The sequence below is a fragment of the Vallitaleaceae bacterium 9-2 genome (genome assembly GCA_038396585.1).
Lineage (GTDB): Bacteria > Bacillota > Clostridia > Lachnospirales > Vallitaleaceae > UBA1351.
In genome coordinates, this window is record CP121691.1 from 2,480,934 (window position 1) to 2,498,688 (window position 17,755).

The 17,755-nt window shown below is 36.7% G+C and carries 13 protein-coding genes; 1 reads left to right on the forward strand and 12 read right to left on the reverse strand.

Annotated elements, in window-relative coordinates:
* Positions 1–21 precede the first annotated feature (21 nt).
* From QBE53_11625 to QBE53_11655, 7 genes are read right to left on the reverse strand one after another with little or no spacing between them, the layout of a single operon-like run.
* On the reverse strand, positions 22–948 hold the full coding sequence (locus tag QBE53_11625) for a hypothetical protein (GenBank protein ID WZL80452.1): 927 nt from the start codon (positions 946–948) through the stop codon (positions 22–24).
* Positions 949–951: 3 nt separating this feature from the next.
* Positions 952–3,042, reverse strand: coding sequence for an Hsp70 family protein (locus tag QBE53_11630; GenBank protein ID WZL80453.1), 2,091 nt, complete (start codon positions 3,040–3,042; stop codon positions 952–954).
* A gap of 6 nt (positions 3,043–3,048) precedes the next feature.
* Positions 3,049–4,680, reverse strand: a complete 1,632-nt coding sequence (locus QBE53_11635; protein ID WZL80454.1) for an Hsp70 family protein — start codon at positions 4,678–4,680, stop codon at positions 3,049–3,051.
* Positions 4,670–5,908, reverse strand: a complete 1,239-nt coding sequence (locus QBE53_11640; GenBank protein ID WZL80455.1) for a hypothetical protein — start codon at positions 5,906–5,908, stop codon at positions 4,670–4,672. Before QBE53_11640 ends, QBE53_11635 begins: the two co-directional genes overlap by 11 nt.
* Positions 5,909–5,916: 8 nt before the next feature.
* Complete coding sequence (gene grpE, locus QBE53_11645; protein WZL80456.1) at positions 5,917–7,641, reverse strand: nucleotide exchange factor GrpE; 1,725 nt, start codon at positions 7,639–7,641, stop codon at positions 5,917–5,919.
* A 7-nt stretch (positions 7,642–7,648) separates the two neighbouring features.
* A complete protein-coding gene (locus QBE53_11650; protein ID WZL80457.1) occupies positions 7,649–9,328 on the reverse strand; it encodes an Hsp70 family protein in 1,680 nt (559 codons plus the stop codon).
* Positions 9,329–9,346: 18 nt separating this feature from the next.
* Positions 9,347–12,130 carry a DUF5717 family protein gene (locus QBE53_11655; protein WZL80458.1) on the reverse strand — a complete coding sequence of 928 codons (2,784 nt, stop codon included), beginning with the start codon at positions 12,128–12,130 and terminating at the stop codon, positions 9,347–9,349.
* An 87-nt stretch (positions 12,131–12,217) separates the two neighbouring features.
* Here QBE53_11655 and QBE53_11660 point away from each other — a divergent pair, with 87 nt between their 5' ends.
* On the forward strand, positions 12,218–13,315 hold the full coding sequence (locus QBE53_11660; protein WZL80459.1) for a histidinol-phosphate transaminase: 1,098 nt from the start codon (positions 12,218–12,220) through the stop codon (positions 13,313–13,315).
* Positions 13,316–13,373: 58 nt separating this feature from the next.
* Here the strand turns inward: QBE53_11660 and deoC are convergent, their stop codons facing one another.
* From deoC to QBE53_11685, 5 genes are read right to left on the reverse strand one after another with little or no spacing between them, the layout of a single operon-like run.
* Positions 13,374–14,036, reverse strand: a complete 663-nt coding sequence (gene deoC, locus QBE53_11665) for a deoxyribose-phosphate aldolase (protein ID WZL80460.1) — start codon at positions 14,034–14,036, stop codon at positions 13,374–13,376.
* A 22-nt stretch (positions 14,037–14,058) separates the two neighbouring features.
* Positions 14,059–14,421, reverse strand: a complete 363-nt coding sequence (locus tag QBE53_11670; protein ID WZL80461.1) for a DUF4234 domain-containing protein — start codon at positions 14,419–14,421, stop codon at positions 14,059–14,061.
* A gap of 20 nt (positions 14,422–14,441) precedes the next feature.
* Positions 14,442–15,923 (reverse strand): UDP-N-acetylmuramoyl-L-alanine--D-glutamate ligase, encoded by a 1,482-nt coding sequence (murD, locus tag QBE53_11675; protein WZL80462.1) that lies wholly within the window; start codon positions 15,921–15,923, stop codon positions 14,442–14,444.
* Positions 15,913–17,286: a hypothetical protein gene (locus QBE53_11680; protein ID WZL80463.1), complete on the reverse strand. Its 1,374-nt coding sequence runs from the start codon at positions 17,284–17,286 to the stop codon at positions 15,913–15,915. Before QBE53_11680 ends, murD begins: the two co-directional genes overlap by 11 nt.
* Positions 17,287–17,307: 21 nt before the next feature.
* Positions 17,308–17,628 carry a hypothetical protein gene (locus QBE53_11685; protein WZL80464.1) on the reverse strand — a complete coding sequence of 107 codons (321 nt, stop codon included), beginning with the start codon at positions 17,626–17,628 and terminating at the stop codon, positions 17,308–17,310.
* Positions 17,629–17,755 lie beyond the last annotated feature (127 nt).

Consider the following 17,755-nt stretch of genomic DNA (forward strand, 5'->3'; position numbering starts at 1 on the left):
TCCATTCTATAATATTACACCCTACTGTTTATCCAACGTATAAAATCGTATGGCGTATGCTTGTATTTCTTTTTTGATATAGCGTTCGCGCTGCTTCCATTCATGCACTAACGCTTCCAAATAATGTGTCTCTCTCTGAAAATCCGACCCGACTTCTGCCAGCTTTGCCATATGATAATACGCAAGTACACGTTCTTGGTCAGAAAGTTGTTCCAATAGAATCCTATTTGCCGCTTCAACTGATGATATGATTTGATTCATGGAATAATACGCAAGCGATTGATACAACGCATAATCTGAATTATTATCCGTATACTCTATGACAAATGCATAGGATGAACAGTCTAAATGTGCGCCTAGCAATGCTTTTGTATAGACTTCCGGATATTTTTCTTTTAGATGCTTAATCATGACTTCTGCATATATATCTTTTCCAATACCAATCATATATGCCAGGTAGTAACGTAGCCATTTCAACTGATTTTTTTCGTCTTTTAATTGTAAAAATGCCGTTATGCTATGTTCTGTCTCACCCATAAACTGATAATACCAAACCAGAAAATCAAATGCATCTTCATCCGGGTGATGAGCGATTTTGACAATATACTGATCAATATTTATTGTATCTTCCCATCCAAACACCAGCATACATTTGATATATACATAGAGTACTTTGGGTGATTGATTGTTCTTATATCCATGAATAATACATTGTTGTCCTTCTTGTTCAAAACCATATCTTAAAAGTAAAATCCCCATATTAATCAGTGCTTCTTCATCTTTGTGAAGATATGCTTGCCAATATGCATTAAATCCATAATCGGATCGTTGGGTATCAAATAAATAATCACCAAGATAATGCCAGCGCTTAGCCTGTTGTTCTTCTATTTGCTCAGGATACACAAGGTCACTACCGGCTGGGTTATGTCGGCACAAAAATACCCCCATATCTTACTCCTTCTCCACACGTACGAGCTGTGCAAGCTTATTAGCTATCGCATCAAGAATATCATAAAACGGTTCATCCATAGAATAATAGTGTCCATATTCTCCTACTAAAGGTGAATAGGCTAAGAGACTATCCGGATCTTTTTTTGCAACAACATAACAGATAACGCCTGCATCATTCACTGTTTTTATAGCGTCCTCCAAACCTCGACCATTGTGGGTAGGTATATGTGGCGGAGCATCCGTTATCACAATAAATGCTTTGTATGCATTGGCTACAGGGCGTTTTTTTAGATACTCAACCCCAGTTTCTACCGCTTCAAGGGTTGACTCTGGAATATCACCGCCATAATTTCTCGGCAACTTCTTCACATTTTTACGAAATCGTTCTATATCTTTTGTCCATTTGTATTTTTTAGGCTTTTCACGTTCCCCTAAGTCTCCATAGCCAATTAATCCCAACTGATAGTCAATGCCTTTTTGATGGAGCTGATTTGAAAATTCAATAGCTTTTTCTTTTACTCCGTCTATATACACATCCATACTGCTTGTTGTATCAATGATAAAAACAATGTCCATCCCTGTTATATCCGGTGCAGTTTTTGCCAGCGAATGGTCAATAACCGGAGCACTCTTTGTTCGATCAAAAGCTTGACAGACTTGATGTCCGCTAATCTTGTCCACGACTTCTACTTCAAATAAATTATCTCGGTCAATTTGATAGGTAATGGATAACTGGCTGTCATCGGTAATATTTTCTAAAACGACAGACCCTATATACTTACTCGTCTGTTCATGTCCTTCTTCCCACTGAAAGCAGTCAATCGAAACAGCATGAGCTCCACGCGTCACTTTAAAGCCATCTTCCGTTGCAGTTGATGGAATCTCTGTTCCCATCTTAAGGATAGGAATAAGTGCTTTTTGTCCGGTTGCTTCATTTATAATTGCTCGCGTTCCTATATGCTGACGCATAATTTGTCCAATCTCAACGCTGCTATTTGGCAAATGCATCAGATAATTATAGATAGCCGCTCCCATTGCTACACTTTTTGCCGGATCTTTGGCACGGTAGGGTTCTTTTATATGCCCTGCAATAATACGCTTTACCATAGGCACAAGTGTTGATCCGCCAACTAATATCACTTTATCAATCGTCTCCTTTGTCTCACCAGAACGTTCCAGCGCCAATTCAACCACGTCCATACTTCGCTCAATATATTCACGAATAAGCTCTTCAAACTGATCCCTTGTAATGTCAAAAGTTAATTGATATGGAATGCCATCAACAATAGTGATTGGATGAATATTGACACTCATTTTGTTTGCCTCAGATAGCCCTCGCTTTGCCCGTTCTGCTTCAATGCGTATTTTTTGCATCATTTGTTTTTGTTCAAGCTCTTCAAACTGACAGATGCTTACTCCATGTTGTTTTTCAAAAGCTTCTACCATCGCTTGTACTAACACTTCATCAAAATCATCGCCGCCCAGCTTCATATCACCTACATCCGCCAACTCTTGAAATGAATTGTTCCCATATATATCTTGGGCCACGGATAACACACAAGCATCAAATGTACCTCCGCCCAAATCATAAATCAGAATTTTTTGTACGTAACTTTGCTTATATCCATACTCAATAGCTGCCGCCAGCGGTTCACTTAACAGATGGACTATCTCAAATCCTGCAAGCATACCGGCTTTTTTAGTGGCATATATCTGGCGATCATTAAAATATGCCGGATGGGTTATAACCACTTCAACAATAGGCTCTCCTATTTGTTCTTGGGCTGCGTCTTTTATCTTTTTTAGGATTTCGCTACTAACTTCCTCTGGTAATAGCTCGTATCCTCCCACAGTAATCGCTTCTTCTTGACCCATTTTACGCTTAACTGAAAAAATAGTCTCTTCCGAGTAAATCACCGCACTATTTTTAGCCTCTGTTCCAACCAATATCTCATCCTCAAGATAACAAACGACCGATGGCAGCACTTCTTGTGCACCGTCTGTTTTGACAACATCCATTAAGTCTGTCCGATCATCATAAAGCATTCCTACTGTATTGGTTGTTCCTAAATCAATCCCTAAAAATGCCATATTTACCTACCTTTCGCTTTGTACCACTGTTGTTTGATGTCGTTTTGGTATGAACATCTGCTTAAACCCTGAGGGGGAATAGTTTTGTCCATAACCTAAGTCTTCAACTTCTCCCTGAATTGTTCCTGTCTCTTCATCTATCGACAACGTTACTTTTATCTGTGTTTGACCACGAGGTCTACGTGGTAAGCCGGCAACTTCTACATCACCTATGACACTACATCCATCCACACCCTTATCCTTATGGATGCGCTCAAGTATTCGCACCGATAGATGTGTCATATCCTCTTGCGTCTCTCCATCAATCGTAAATATTTGGGCACGACGTGCTAATCGATATGGAGTCCCTCGACTAATCATTGTATAGAATGTTCTAACTGCATCCACTTCAATCTCAAAACCTATATCATGAGGTACGCACACTTCAAAATTCATATATTGTCGTCCTGTTGTAAGCTCCGTTTGCGTATGCACGCCCATTTTCATCGCTGCATAAATAGTTGCTCCCAAGGATATATCTAACGCGGGACGGTCTGTAACATAAATTTTTTCTTGATCTTGAAAAAGATGAATCATCATTTTTTTGATCCAAGGCATTTGAGAGGAACCACCTGTCAAAAGAATCCGATCAACATCTTCTGGCTTTATGGCTCCTTGATACGCTTCTTGTAATGTTTTTACAACAAACAGTTTCGTCTTATCTATAAAGGCTTGCCCAACCCTCTCTAAATCTTCTCGCGTCATACTCAGTACAAAAGGAGGTACACAAAATGCAAAGGGTACACGTACTTTTTGAGTGCCTGATAATCGTTCTTTTGTCTCACGAGCACGCATCTTTATTTCCGCATGATTTTCCTTGGAAAGCGTCTCTATTGGATGCCCTTTATCTCGAATACACTGCAAGAAATAGTCATACAAAAGCGCATCAAGAATATCTCCACCGTGCTTAGCTTGTCCTCCTTCACTCAGCACTTTTAGTGTTTGCTCACGCGCACTTACCTGCTCAACACCAAACAACGTAATATCCAGCGTTCCACCGCCAAAATCAAAAACCATAACCTTCTCTCCTGGATTAAACGGATGGTGATAGCTATAGGTCAATGCCGCCGCTTTAGGTTCTTCAATTAGACATATGAGTTCATCTTGAATCCCTGCAAGTTGACACGCACTAATCGTTGCCTTCTTTGCCGCATCGTCAAAATCATACGGTACGGAAACAACAATTCCGGCTATTGAACTTTTAGGGTTCATACTTTTTATTTGATTAAAAAGCGCACGTAGAACCATGGCTGATAATTCTTCTGGGGAAAACGATTGACTATTGAGCACGATGGGTTGATTGGTTCCCATAAAACTTTTAATGGACATTGCTGTTGCTTCTGGAAAAATGACATAGGTATTGAGCGCTTCTGTCCCAACAATCCACTCCTCATCTAACTCTTCTTTACGATACTGAATAACACAAGGTAAGGGAATTTTTCCAAAACCATTACTCATATCTATCGGTTCAGGTGTATGCTTTTGTTGGTGCCAATAACTAATCACAGAGTGTGTCGTTCCCAAGTCAATACCCAGTATATATAGATCTTCATCTAATCCTTGTTCTTCAATTATTTTTTTATACTGTTCAATACTCATAGTTCACCTCTTTGATCTGTCCTTCAATACTGATCTCCAACGTCATCGTTACATATGTTGTCGCATGCTTTGGATATATATATAAATTAAACAGATGGGATTCTTGCATATTATCATCATATTTTACAAAAGGGACACTTCGTTGATAATCGGTCAAAATCAGTTCAATAACATAACGCTTTTGATATATCTGTCCCGGTCGAATAAAAACAATACGTCGTCTATCTTGATCAATGATTCCATAGCCCCAATGTGTCTTTGTGCTCGTACACAAATCGCCGTTATGTGTATCTCGATAATTCAAGAATGCTTTAGCCCCTATAAAAAGCATATGTTCATCATATTGGTATCTTCCATCATCCATGAGTTTTTGCCAAAAAATCTCCTGGTTATATCCCCCACTAATGATGCTCTGGGTTAGCTCACTATTCAATGCTATTGTATTTTTTTGAACCCATTGTTCAAAAAACACAATAAACTCCGCATACGTGATCGTTATCTTTTTGGGAGGATAATAAATGGATGTATATAAATTCACATCTTGCTTCGATTGAACTTGACGATATAAAAGCATCTTCTGATCATTATATGTCTGCTCAATGCGCTGTAAATCAATCTCCTTTTTATATATCTTTCTATGTGCAGCTTGAATCGTTTGAAGATAGAACTGATCAATCGCTTCAAGTGCCGTGGGTCTTTGTATTATTTCATCGACATATTCTTTCTCCAAATCGTCTTTTACAAAGTGAAAATGCATACTTTTTGTACTATTAAAATAGGTCAGCCAGGCATCGTTAAGGCCTTGATCGTAACCATAACCTACAAGTGCTTGTTTTAAAGAAATCCATTGAATTTGTATGCTATTTTGCTCTGCTAATTTTTTTTGAACACTTTGACAGTGTTTTGCAGAAAATCCAGCGCCATTCATGAGAATAAGGGAGGTTACTATATCTCCATGATATTGTTGCAAGATTTTATAAAGACAGTGCTGAATAAAATCAGCCGTCCATTCAGGGGTAAGCCCTGCCCAAACCGCATTATCAAACGTATCTGCTTCTTCTCCACAAACGACTGCATCTTCATCTTCAATATACGCTATTTTAAGAGGGATCTGCATTGATCCATATCCACCGGTTAAATCGATATATTCTAAGTTCTCCCCAAAATAATCACCAATAGCGAATGCGCTTTTGTTCTCGCCCAATTCCATCCATACTGTAACCTTCATATCATCTCCTATTTTGCTGCGACAACACTTGCACGTGTGATAATACGATCTTGTATTGAAAAACCACTATTTTTAGTGCGTATAATCTGACCTTTGTTAAAGTCAGAGGATTCTTCAACAAGTATAACTTCATGTATCTTCCCATTGAATTTTTCTCCAGCTTGAGGATAAATTCTCTCAATTTGATACTTTTTTAAGTCCCCAATCATTTTGTCAAATAATTGACAGATTTGTATTCCAAAAGTCTGGACTAACTCCTGTTCGTCTTCCATAATACGAGTAATAGACTGCTCTATAATATCTTCAAAACTTTTGATTTCGAACAAGATGTCTTTATTTAAATGTCTGATTTCACCTTCATAGGCTTCATCCATGGTCTGTAAAACCATTTTATCAAACCGTGCTTGAACTCGTTCAAAGTCCTTACTATCGCCTTGTATTGCTTCTTCTAAGTAATCTGCACATTTTTTTTCAAATTCTTTTCGAAATCCGAGCATCCTATTGGCCACGTCCAGCTGATTGGTTTTTCGCTCCATTTGAAAATCTTCGTTTTTTTCTTTGATGACATCATACTTAAGCATTAAAGTATCAATGACCCCTTTAATAATATTTTGATGATGCTCTGTTTGAACCTGATCATAGTCTGTCGCTTGTATTTTAGCTAATGTAGTTCCCATGTGTTCAATTAATCGAAAACAAATAAGCTCAAACGGATGGCTGATACGTTTAAAATCATTGATTGCTTTTGTACTGACTTTGACTAGTTCATCGTTGACATGCATTAAGAACAAATCAATCGTATTTTGCTTATTCGCTTCAACACCATCCATCAATGTTGACAATTTGGAATTATTCATAATATTTTTTTCGATAATATTTTCAATGTTTTTTATTATAAAATTGTATTCAACTTCATCGCATTGTTTAATCGATTGTTCACTTTCTTCTATCGCTTCACAAATGGACGTATAGGTATGGCGAAGTGGCCAAATAAATTGATGGGTCAGTGTCTCTAACGGTTTTTGCGAATCATCTAAATCACTATTTGATTCATTATTTGAGTCACTGTTCGAGTCAATATTTAGGTCAATATGAATAAAACTTTCAAGTATATTTTTTTGCTCCTGAAGGATTTTTAGATACTCTATTAGATCTGACCGCTTTTCATAATTATTGATCTCTTTTGCATGGTTTTCTACGATGCGTTTTAGGTTATGTTGCATCCCCGAATACGCATCTAGAACAAATGCTTTTAAAATATTTTTGTAGTCATTATATGTACTTATGGGAAGTTTAAACTCTTTAATCGCCTCATCACGTAAACTCTTTAGGGCTTCTTGTGATTTTAGCAAAACCAGCGATTCAATTAATGTACGTTCATATTCCAAAGGATTTTCACGTTCAACAAAAAAAGATTCTCTCTGATCTTCCAATACATCATAAATCATTTTAATAATTTCAAGGCTTTCCATATCTTCAATAGGGTCTAAGTTTTGTGTCAAATAGGTTGTATAACATGATTTTATCTCTTGTATGACATCGTATACTTTTTCCGTGTTTTTTAGCTGGTTAATATTTTCTATATAGAGTTTAACCTGAAGTAATATTCGTGATATCATTTGATCAAAAGCTACCTTAAGGACATCTATGCATCGATCTTCCATTTGATTATGGTTTAAGACATATTCTAATACAACTTTTTCAATTTGTTTTTCTTCAATAAATCTATACATACATTCCTCACTTTCCATACAATTCATCGACAGTCAGTACAGTTGAAATTCCTTCTGTATCTACAGACCAAGCTTCAACCATTAACATATTGTCTTGATTTAATTTGAATTGAATACGGATTTTTTCCTCGCCTTTGGCTTTGGGTGGGATATTTCTTAGTGTTGTCCCTGTCAGGCGTCGCATACTTTGTTCATAGACAAACTTTCGCTTATTTTCATTGGGTTCTAGGTCTTCATATACAATAATAGCCATACTTGTTAATCCATCATAATTTGTCTCAAATGTGTAGGGTGCTTCAACAATGAGTCCGTCATCAGGTATCTCCATATCACGTTGTATAATCTCAAGATAACGTCTCCCAGCCATTTCAATCCCTAATGAATGAATTGTCTTTTCATAAACTTTGGGTCCTTTTGTTGAAGGAAGCATAATTTGATGACAATAATGCGCCGCACCTTGGGATATGCTTAATGCCGGGCTTATCTTTGACCGATAAGGCTCTTGCTGAAAATATGCTTGGATTTTTTCTTCTACAATAGGCAATGCTGATGAACCGCCAACCAAAAAAATATCGGTGATGTCCGCTACATCAATATGTGCGTTAACCAAACACTTTCTCACACTGTCCATAGTACGTTCTACAAGCGTATGTACTGACACATCTTGCATGCGTTCAAATACATATGTTGAGTCATCTAACGGATGCTTACGCTGATGGGCATAAAACATCTCCCGATTAATCTCAAACTGTATATTGACAGGCACGGGTGTTTGAATAAATGGTGCTAATACGACTTTTGCTTTTTGCGTTGTTGACAATTTTTCTTTAACTTGGTTTGCAACATGCTTCATGCGAATAATCGCCATTTTTTTGTCTTGAACCGCAAGTCCATCGTCTATTTCAAAGTTATATAAATCAATAGTATGATGCGTTTGTTCTAAAAAATGTTCATAAATCAAATCCACCATGAGCTGGTCTATATCATTACCTCCCAAGTAATTGTCTCCATAAGTACTTAGAATGGAAATATTAGGTTCATCTTCCGATTCTTCTTGGCGAATATCTAAGACGCATGCATCAAAAGTTCCGCCTCCAAAGTCATAAACCAGCACTTTTTTACTTTTTGAGGATGTTGTGGCATATTGTATTGCAGCTGCTGCAGGTTCTAATCGTAAATACACATTATCTTCATCAAACCCTGCCATTACCGCCGCTTTTTTCATCTTTCTCTTTTGTTTATCGGTTGAGTTGGCCGGAACAGTAATAACACAACCTGAAAAAACTCCGAAAATATTTAATGTATCTCGAATATACTCGTCTGCTTGGGATTTTAAATAGCCAAGAATCTCTGCAACAATCGTTTCCGGCAAAAAACTATAACGGTCTTTATCACAATAAATCTCAATGGGTTCATCCGACTCCAGCTTACGCTTAATGGATGTTACCGTACTTTCGGGGTAAATTACAGCGGACTCTTTCGCTTCTAGACCAAATATTCGGTCAAGCTCTCCTGTTACTGCATTTTTTTCAAATTGAATAACCGAAGGAAACACGGTGTATCCATCAATTTTTAGGGTATGGACTTCGTCTTCATCATAATGGTATATACTCACAACAGAATTCGTCGTTCCAAAGTCAATGCCCATATATAACCCTTTATTAAGTTCTAAACTTAGGACTCCCACATTTACAACCTCCTTGTTTTAAATACGGAATATTTTTTTTATGTTATTACAATGCTCTAGGTATTCGTCAATGAGACCATATGTCCCCTGTCCATCTCCCACTTCCATTGCATATGCAATGAAATCCAACTGTTGCTTTGGAACTTGTTCATATACAATATCTGAAACAACAACAATCGTCTTATGCTCGGATATTTTTTTTGTAATATAATATTCCATATATTCTCCATAGAATACAAATATCGGATGTACAAACAATCCATAAGCTATATGCACCATTTCTTGTCCATGAAACACTTCATCTTCAGCATATCTACAATAAATTTTTATCTCGTCAAAGGGCTCTCCATAATATTGTATACTAGTCTCCAATGTTTTTCCACTCTTTTTACATGCCCAAGGAATCAATATGTTGCGTTTTATAAGTTCGTCGCGACAAGGGTGTTCTGGAAATATTTTTAACAAGGCGAGCAATAACCCATTATCAGGATTTTGTTCATCCGCATAGCACCCTTGAAGAATCTGAGTCTCCTCTTGATTAACACTAACATCGTCAATAAGTATTTGTTGACAAAGGTTTTGGCAAAGCAATGGGCGAACTAACCTTTGTTCTTCGAATCTCAAATGTGCATAAATCTGCATCAATTGTTCATGGGACCGGTTTTGAAGAATTCCTTCTAAAAACGCCGTCAACGACATCGTATTTTTCATGTTTGCCTTATATGTATCATTATCAAGGAAGATAGGCAAAGAAACCTTTGATTGTTCATACCATTGTCTAGCCGGAGCATATATTAACAGGATGCCTTCTGGCTTAATATTTGATTCTATACGTTCATAGAGGGCCTTATTCTGCACTTGTGTTATGCTCTCAAGCGTCACTTGAATAAGATATTCTAAAACCGATTGGCCTGTTGACGTCGTATAAAGATATTGAATAAACGTATCATCCAGCATCGCTTCTAATATATCGAAGTGTTCACCAAACATATGTGCATCGATGTGTGCAAGAATCTGTGTAGCTGCATACATATATTCCGTCTCATGGGTCATCTCTCGAAGATAAACTATGAGTTCTTGATATATTCTCGAAAATCGGCTAAAATCAATGACTTGCGCTTCTATCATCTTTCGATATATATATCCTTTTGCTTTCGTCGATAAATCTTTTATAAACGTCATGTAACGCAACAGGCCAAAGTCAATCGGCTCGTCAAGTTGCGCTGCTGCTTCCACATAATATCGGTCCAGATTTTTTATATATCGCCCTTCACCTAAGCCTACTTTATAGTATTCTAAAGCAAGACCGTCATAACGCTGCTCCTCCATTGCTTTCTCACAACATAAGTCCACCAAAGAAGGCGAAGGATATGTCTTATACAGTTGCATCAATAGCCGACTTGATACATATTTGTTTTTACGTATCCACATCTTTTCCCGCCCTAAGAGACGATGCGCCCATTGCTTTCCCAAGCATTGTTGGTTTAACGCCCATTGAATACACACTGCATAAAATTGATCATCCACCTCCACAAAAATCTCATGTTTGTTCAGGTAGTGCACTGCTTCAGCAAATAAAACTGCATATCTAGTTTTTTGTTCATATAACTGTCGATATATCAAATAACGATCAATTCCTTTTTCAAGGTAGCGGGTTTGAATTAATGTATTTAGACAATGACTGTCTTTTTTTATTTCATTCAATGTCAGATAGCGCTTACTGCTTTTCTTTTGTACTATCGTTTCAAAGACTAAAAAAATCGGATAGTATGGATTTTTTTGAAAATATTCATCGTATTTTCGGATGTACCTGGCTTCTTGTTCATAAGAACGCATGTCCCCCATATCCACTAGTGCCCATAAATAAATTAAACGAAGATCAAAATCCAACTGATTAAAATTTAAGCAGCCTTTTATATGATTGGTAAAGCTAATCCATTCTTTTTTTGGCATTCGCTCTGTAAGAAGCATCAAAAACTGTCGCATGCATTGCACTCGAAGTTGCCGATGCATTTTACGATTCAGAACATTAATGGAGGTCTCATATAAGGGATAGGCTGTAATTATTGTTTTTATCTTCCGTTGTTGGGAAGGCGTATTTTCCCCATCCAAATGAATCCGAAAAGCAATTTCTTCAAATGGTGTCTCCTTAAAAACCACACGCCCAATAATTTTATCCCATGCCGTTTGCTGAATATACCATTCTTGAGTCCATATATCTTTTAGATAAAATTCCGTATTTTTTGGGTGAATCAAATCATGGTCCGATTCAATCATAATACTTTTAAGTTCACCCGCTCCATTAAATAATCGCAACTCTATAGCTTCCTCCAGGCTATAGGTCATCTTTTCAAAAAAAATAGCCACATCATTCGAATGCTGTGTTTTTGTAGACATATTAATAATCTTTGTCTGGTGTTGGATTGCTTGTGTCTGGGTCACCTCACCAAATCTATCTATACTTGCCTTGATTTGAAATTCAATGGTAGTGGCGCCTCCTGGATAGTATAGGGTCACTTCTTCTTCATAACTATACCCAGGAAAAAGTTTTCCTCCATCAATTTCATATTGTATATAATTTGATGTCGGTTTTTTATCCACTTTCAGTTTTATAATTCCTTTTAACGCTTCCATGTATATCCATTGAAAAGATTCTAAATATGGACGCACGTAAAATTCACCATAAAAGATTTGACCATTGTTTATGACAATCTCATTTCTTTTTGGTTCTACTTGAAGTTCAAACTTGGGATGTTTTAATCCATAATTCGCAATGGCTAGCAAACATTCATCTTTTCTCATTCCACTCACATCCATACTAGATTTTTTTACCCTTTATCGTTATAATGATTATAGCATATTCACAAATTGTTTCCAAAGGAGAACCTTATGAAAGAACTGAATAATTTTCATGGTAGCGATGTTGAAAAAGTCGCAAAATTTTATCATCTCGATGAAAAATCTATTATAAATTTTAGCGGCAATGTTAATCCACTTGGTTTATCTGAGCAACTACAAGAGAAGCTCATTGCAAATATTGATTTAGTTACCAATTATCCTGATCCAGACTATCACACATTAAAGGCAAGCATCTCTCAGTATGCCTCAACCCAAAGCGAGTATGTTTTATTAGGTAATGGAACAACTGAACTCATTGCCCATTATATTGATTATGTCCACCCTAAAAAAGCATTGATTATTGGACCGACCTACTCCGAATACGAAAAAAAAATCAGCAGTTGTGATGCCGGTGTTGTCTACTACCCTTTAAGTGAATCCAATGATTTTAAGATAGATATTGAAACCATTATCACGATGTGTACCACTGATATTGATTTGGTTGTTTTGTGTAATCCGAATAATCCTACCGCTTCCTTGATAACGTCTAAGGAGCTTACTCCCTTATTTGACCATCTTAAAGCACTTGGATTACATATCTTGATTGATGAAACTTACATGGATTTTATAGCAAATGCGGATCATATAAGTGCCATTAATCTTGTAGAGCGTTACTCTAACTGTATTGTTCTTCGTAGCTTTTCAAAGTTTTTCTCTGCGCCTGGACTTCGACTAGGTTATGGCATTACTAGTGATTTTAAATGTCATGAATCAATGGAAAAACAACGCCACCATTGGGCAATCAATTCACTCGCTGCTTTTGCCGGCTCTGAATTAATGAAGGACAGCGCTTTTATTGAGCATACCCATCAATTTATTGAATCCGAGCGTATACGTGTTGGAACACTATTATCAACAATCAGCGCCTTAAAAGTTTTTCCAAATTATGGTAATTTCTTTTTTGTAAAAATTATTCATCCTCAATACACGACTCAAAAATTATTTGACCACCTTATTAAAAGACATCTAATGATTCGTAACACCGCTTCTTTTCCATTTTTGCATGGTGAGTATTTCCGTTTTTCACTTTCTACTCGAGCAAATAATGATTTGCTCATTGATGCTCTCCAAGATTTCTTTACTCAATAACTATACATGCAAAAAGCTGTTATACTAACCTCAGTTAATATAACAGCTTTTTTTTTATTTAATAGTCGTCACTACTCGTTTGATTGGTCATAATTGCAACACCCGAGCTAGCCCCAATACGATCTGCTCCCGCTTCAATAACAGCCATAGCATCATTGTAATCTCTTACGCCTCCAGATGCTTTTACCTTTGCATGACCTGCCACGGCTTCTTTCATTAGACGAACATCTTCAACCGTTGCTCCACCTGTACTAAAGCCTGTGGATGTTTTGACAAAATCTGCCTTTGCTTTTACTGCCAAACGACATGCAATCTCTTTTTGTTCATCTGTTAATAAGCATGTCTCCAAAATAACTTTGACCGTTGCACCCGCCGCCGCCTCAACAACAGCCTTTATATCTTCATAGACTTCTTCTTCAAGTCCATCTTTTAAAGCACCTATATTAATAACCATATCAATTTCTTCGGCTCCATCCGCAATAGCCTGCTTTGTTTCAAAGGCTTTTACTTCTTTTGTAACCGCTCCTAGTGGAAAGCCAACAACTGTACAAACCTTGACGTCTGATCCTTCAAGTTCTTTTTTTACCAAGGCCGTATTGTACTGATTAACGCACACCGAAGCAAAATTATACTTTTTAGCTTCTTCACAAATTGTCTTGATTTGGTCTTTAGTTGTCTCCGGTTTTAAAATGGTATGGTCGATGTACTTTGCTAAATTCATAAATACCTCCTTAAAAATCTTATTAGTAAATGGCACTGTTTTGTTCTAATGCCCAAACTCTATTAATGCCTTCTTGCATAATGGCTGCTGATATAATTCCAAACTCTATAATCGCCAAAATCAAACATAAAATACTGTCATCTTTTCCAGGCAAGCCAGCTGCTGTTTGAGCTTTTGCAATACGTTGAGCATATTTGTAAAACCAATACCAACGATAGGGAAATAATAAAATACAAAGAACTAATTCTAATCCGCTATCCATATCTGCTTCACCTAAGTACTCATTAATATCTCGCATTGTAACATAAATCCAATAAAAATAATATATTCCGCATGTGATAATTGAATAAATCACAACAACTGCTGCACTTCTTTGTTGATACATAGACATCTCCTCTTTATCCTTTATTTTCTTTGTCCTTCCTTGTGCACACTGTCTTTAAAATGATCACCTCGTTCTTCAAAGTTTTTATAGCAATTGTAACTGCTTGCCGCAGGTGAAAGCAGGCAACTATACCCAACAGGCGTTAATGCATATGCCAGTTTTACGGCTTCATCCACTGTTTGCACCTGATGCCATCTGTGCAGTACATGTTCTTGGTCGACTTCCTTTGCCCACTGATAAATTTTGTGTCCGGTATCGGGTAAACAAATAATATGCAGTTGCTTAAATGTTAATAGTTTTTTTGTAAAATCAACATAGTCAATCCCTCGGTCAAACCCTCCGATAATCAGTGTTTTGAGTGTATCAATCGCTCCTATTGCTTGCAGTGTTGCTTCTGGGATGGTTGAAATTGAATCGTTATAAAATGTAATCCCTTGATAGGTTGCAACCTTTTCCAGCCGATGTTCTAATCCTTTAAAGGTTCCTATTAATTTTAAGATATCTCTTGACTTAACCTTTTGATAATCTAACTTTCCTTCTTGCTGTAAAAAGTGAATAATATTAATTACAACAAGGCTATTGAGTAAATTATGTTCCCCAATCAATTCTTTTTGAAACTCTTTGGTTCCATAACTTATCTTTTGATTATGGGCATCCGTGTAATAAATCTGGCTGTCTTCCAGAAAAACTCCCGGATGATTGAGCACATTATTTTTTTTATATCCAAAGGTTTCAACTCTTTGATTTTTGTCAAAATCCATCTGTGCAACTCGCTCACGTAACAGTTGATTGTTGGAACCATAGATACACAAATCATTTCCATGCTCCAAAGCAGACTGTGCCAAAAAAAGCTGAAGTTTCGAGTCTTGATACGCTCTATAACTTTCATAGTTATTCAAATGTTCTTCAAAGAGATTTAAGATTACGCGTATATGTGGTCCATGGTGCAAAAACTCAGTTTGAAATGATGACATCTCATAAACGTACATCTGTCCATCTTTGTGATTGACGAGACACTCAAGTGCCGGATAACCAATATTGCCTACAAGATTCACCTGAATCCCTAAACCGGATAATACATGGGCAATCAAGGAACTGGTCGTACTTTTGCCTTTGGTTCCTGTAACTCCAATACTATACGCCCCCATATATTCCATAAAAAGATCTGCTTGCGATAAAATCTTATCTGATGCAATGGTCTTTAACAAAAAGCCTGGTAAACCTGGTGTCTTAAAAATCACATCATATGTATCGAGGTCTTTAAGATAATCTTCCTTTGAAAGAACAACTGTTGTCTCATCTTGTAGCGTTGCCAAAAACCCTTTGGCTGTCGTTGGTTCTTGATCCATAATATATAATTCATAAGGCATAGACAGTTTTTTCAAAAGCCTATATGTACTTATTCCTTCTCTGCCAAAACCTACTATTATAATTTTTTTTTCAAAAAATCGTTTTTCTAATGCCTGTTTGATGTCGTTCCATTGTGTATTGTTATTCGCCACTATTTTCAAGTTCCTTTCTAAGGCGATTAAGATAGTGCAAGGGCACCCTATTGCCTTCTTCATAGTCTGTAGGTTGGTCTGAAAGTGCCGGTCCTTCTATATCAATATAATATTGAATTAATGGCGGGTAGGCTTTTTGAAGATGCTTCATCTTTTGAATAAAAAGATTTAGGGCATGTCGAACTTCCCATATAGTTCCAACACACTCAAAAGGCTTGGTTTCTTTTATGCCGATAAGTTCGTCAAATATGTCTTTTAAGTCCATATCCGAAAAAAGTTCTTTTCCAAAATCATGCTCCAAACGTTCTATAGGAATATATGGACTCAAGATAATATAAACAAATAGACATTTTGCGCATAGACCACACCATTTGTTTTCTTTTTTTCCACGATTACAACTACGATATACAGAATGATATTGGGTATATTTTGAAAACAATTGTCCGATTTCAAGTTCATATAAAGGCCGTAACAAACTAAAATATTCAATATCTTGGGTCAAGTATTGATTGAGGTATGTCGCAAAGTCCTCTTCAAACTCAAAGCTTTTCGAATATTGATGATTAAATGTCGTTCCTATCACACTCGGTTCATTGGCACTGCGTTCATTCGATAACGGGATATATTTTTTTTCAGATAAAAGGGCTCCAAAAGCAGCTATAAAAGCCAGAATCGCCGAAAAGGGAACATGTCCATTCAGATAGCCTTGTTGATTCATTTCAATTAATCGCGGGTCAAAGTACCGCTGCGCCTCTAGATATTCATGATAATGAGCGACCTCAATGCAATCATATGCGGCCTTTGGCGCACTCATGACAAAGGGAAGATTAATGGCATGTTCATCATTTAATATCTCAAGCGTCACAACCGAGTCCTTGCCTCCACCAACAGGGATAAGGCTTCCTTGTGTATTAACATGTATTTGTTGATTCATCAGCGGCTGATCCATTGCACTGACAAATTGAACAAAATTATCTTCTGTAACATATTCTGTCATCTTATTTAGGTAGATAAACTCCCCTAATCCATGATAGAACAGTTTTTTCCACCATCGTTCTTGCTCTTTAGTTAGTTGTCCACAAGCGATATAGATTTCCTTCGGACATGCAAGCTTATAATAGTTAATTGTCTCGATTAATCCAATATGAAAAATAAAATTAATATAGTTTTGAATTTGATTTTTTCGTAAATGTACATCGTTAGTTTCCACATAATAAGATACCCTATGTGTAAAGGGTATCTTCTGCGTATCGGATTCTAACTGATATGAATAAATCAATTCAATCTCTTCATCTTTGACACTATATTCATATGCCGTATATGTAAATCGCTTAAATTGTTGTGATAACATTTTATAATCCATTTTATACCTTCTTTTCTCTATCTATTGCGTTCTTTGGAAAAGTTCTTTTGTATGATGCATCCGCTTAACAACCTCTTCAATATCTGCCTGCACCTCAATACCATTCACTCGTTTAATCAGCTGGTTTAATTCATCAATCATCAGTTGATAGACAATATTCATGTCTTCATCTTCTGTCATCCTATTGGTTAACAATGTCTGAGACAAATCCATTACTTTTTGCTTTAATAGAGTACTCTTTGCTGCAATAGGATTGTGATCTACTGCATGTACCAATTCATTTAATAAACAGTCGATTAACTTTTTATGCCGATGACTAAAAAAATCAAATAATAAGCTCATATCTCTTCGCCAAACAACAGCTGACCTCCTCTATCATTTAAATCTATTTTACCACAAATAAAAACAATCGAAAAGAACAAAAGAAGACACCTGTAAACTTTACAGATGCCTTAATTTTATAAACATT

Excerpts from the sequence above, each read along its gene's own strand:
- QBE53_11625 (WZL80452.1), bottom strand. The coding sequence starts at position 948 with ATGGGGGTATTTTTGTGCCGACATAACCCAGCCGGTAGTGACCTTGTG.
- QBE53_11630 (WZL80453.1), bottom strand. The coding sequence starts at position 3,042 with ATGGCATTTTTAGGGATTGATTTAGGAACAACCAATACAGTAGGAATG.
- QBE53_11635 (WZL80454.1), bottom strand. The coding sequence starts at position 4,680 with ATGAGTATTGAACAGTATAAAAAAATAATTGAAGAACAAGGATTAGAT.
- QBE53_11640 (WZL80455.1), bottom strand. The coding sequence starts at position 5,908 with ATGAAGGTTACAGTATGGATGGAATTGGGCGAGAACAAAAGCGCATTC.
- grpE (WZL80456.1), bottom strand. The coding sequence starts at position 7,641 with ATGTATAGATTTATTGAAGAAAAACAAATTGAAAAAGTTGTATTAGAA.
- QBE53_11655 (WZL80458.1), bottom strand. The coding sequence starts at position 12,130 with ATGAGAAAAGATGAATGTTTGCTAGCCATTGCGAATTATGGATTAAAA.
- QBE53_11660 (WZL80459.1), top strand. The coding sequence starts at position 12,218 with ATGAAAGAACTGAATAATTTTCATGGTAGCGATGTTGAAAAAGTCGCA.
- deoC (WZL80460.1), bottom strand. The coding sequence starts at position 14,036 with ATGAATTTAGCAAAGTACATCGACCATACCATTTTAAAACCGGAGACA.
- QBE53_11670 (WZL80461.1), bottom strand. The coding sequence starts at position 14,421 with ATGTATCAACAAAGAAGTGCAGCAGTTGTTGTGATTTATTCAATTATC.
- QBE53_11680 (WZL80463.1), bottom strand. The coding sequence starts at position 17,286 with ATGGATTATAAAATGTTATCACAACAATTTAAGCGATTTACATATACG.
- QBE53_11685 (WZL80464.1), bottom strand. The coding sequence starts at position 17,628 with ATGAGCTTATTATTTGATTTTTTTAGTCATCGGCATAAAAAGTTAATC.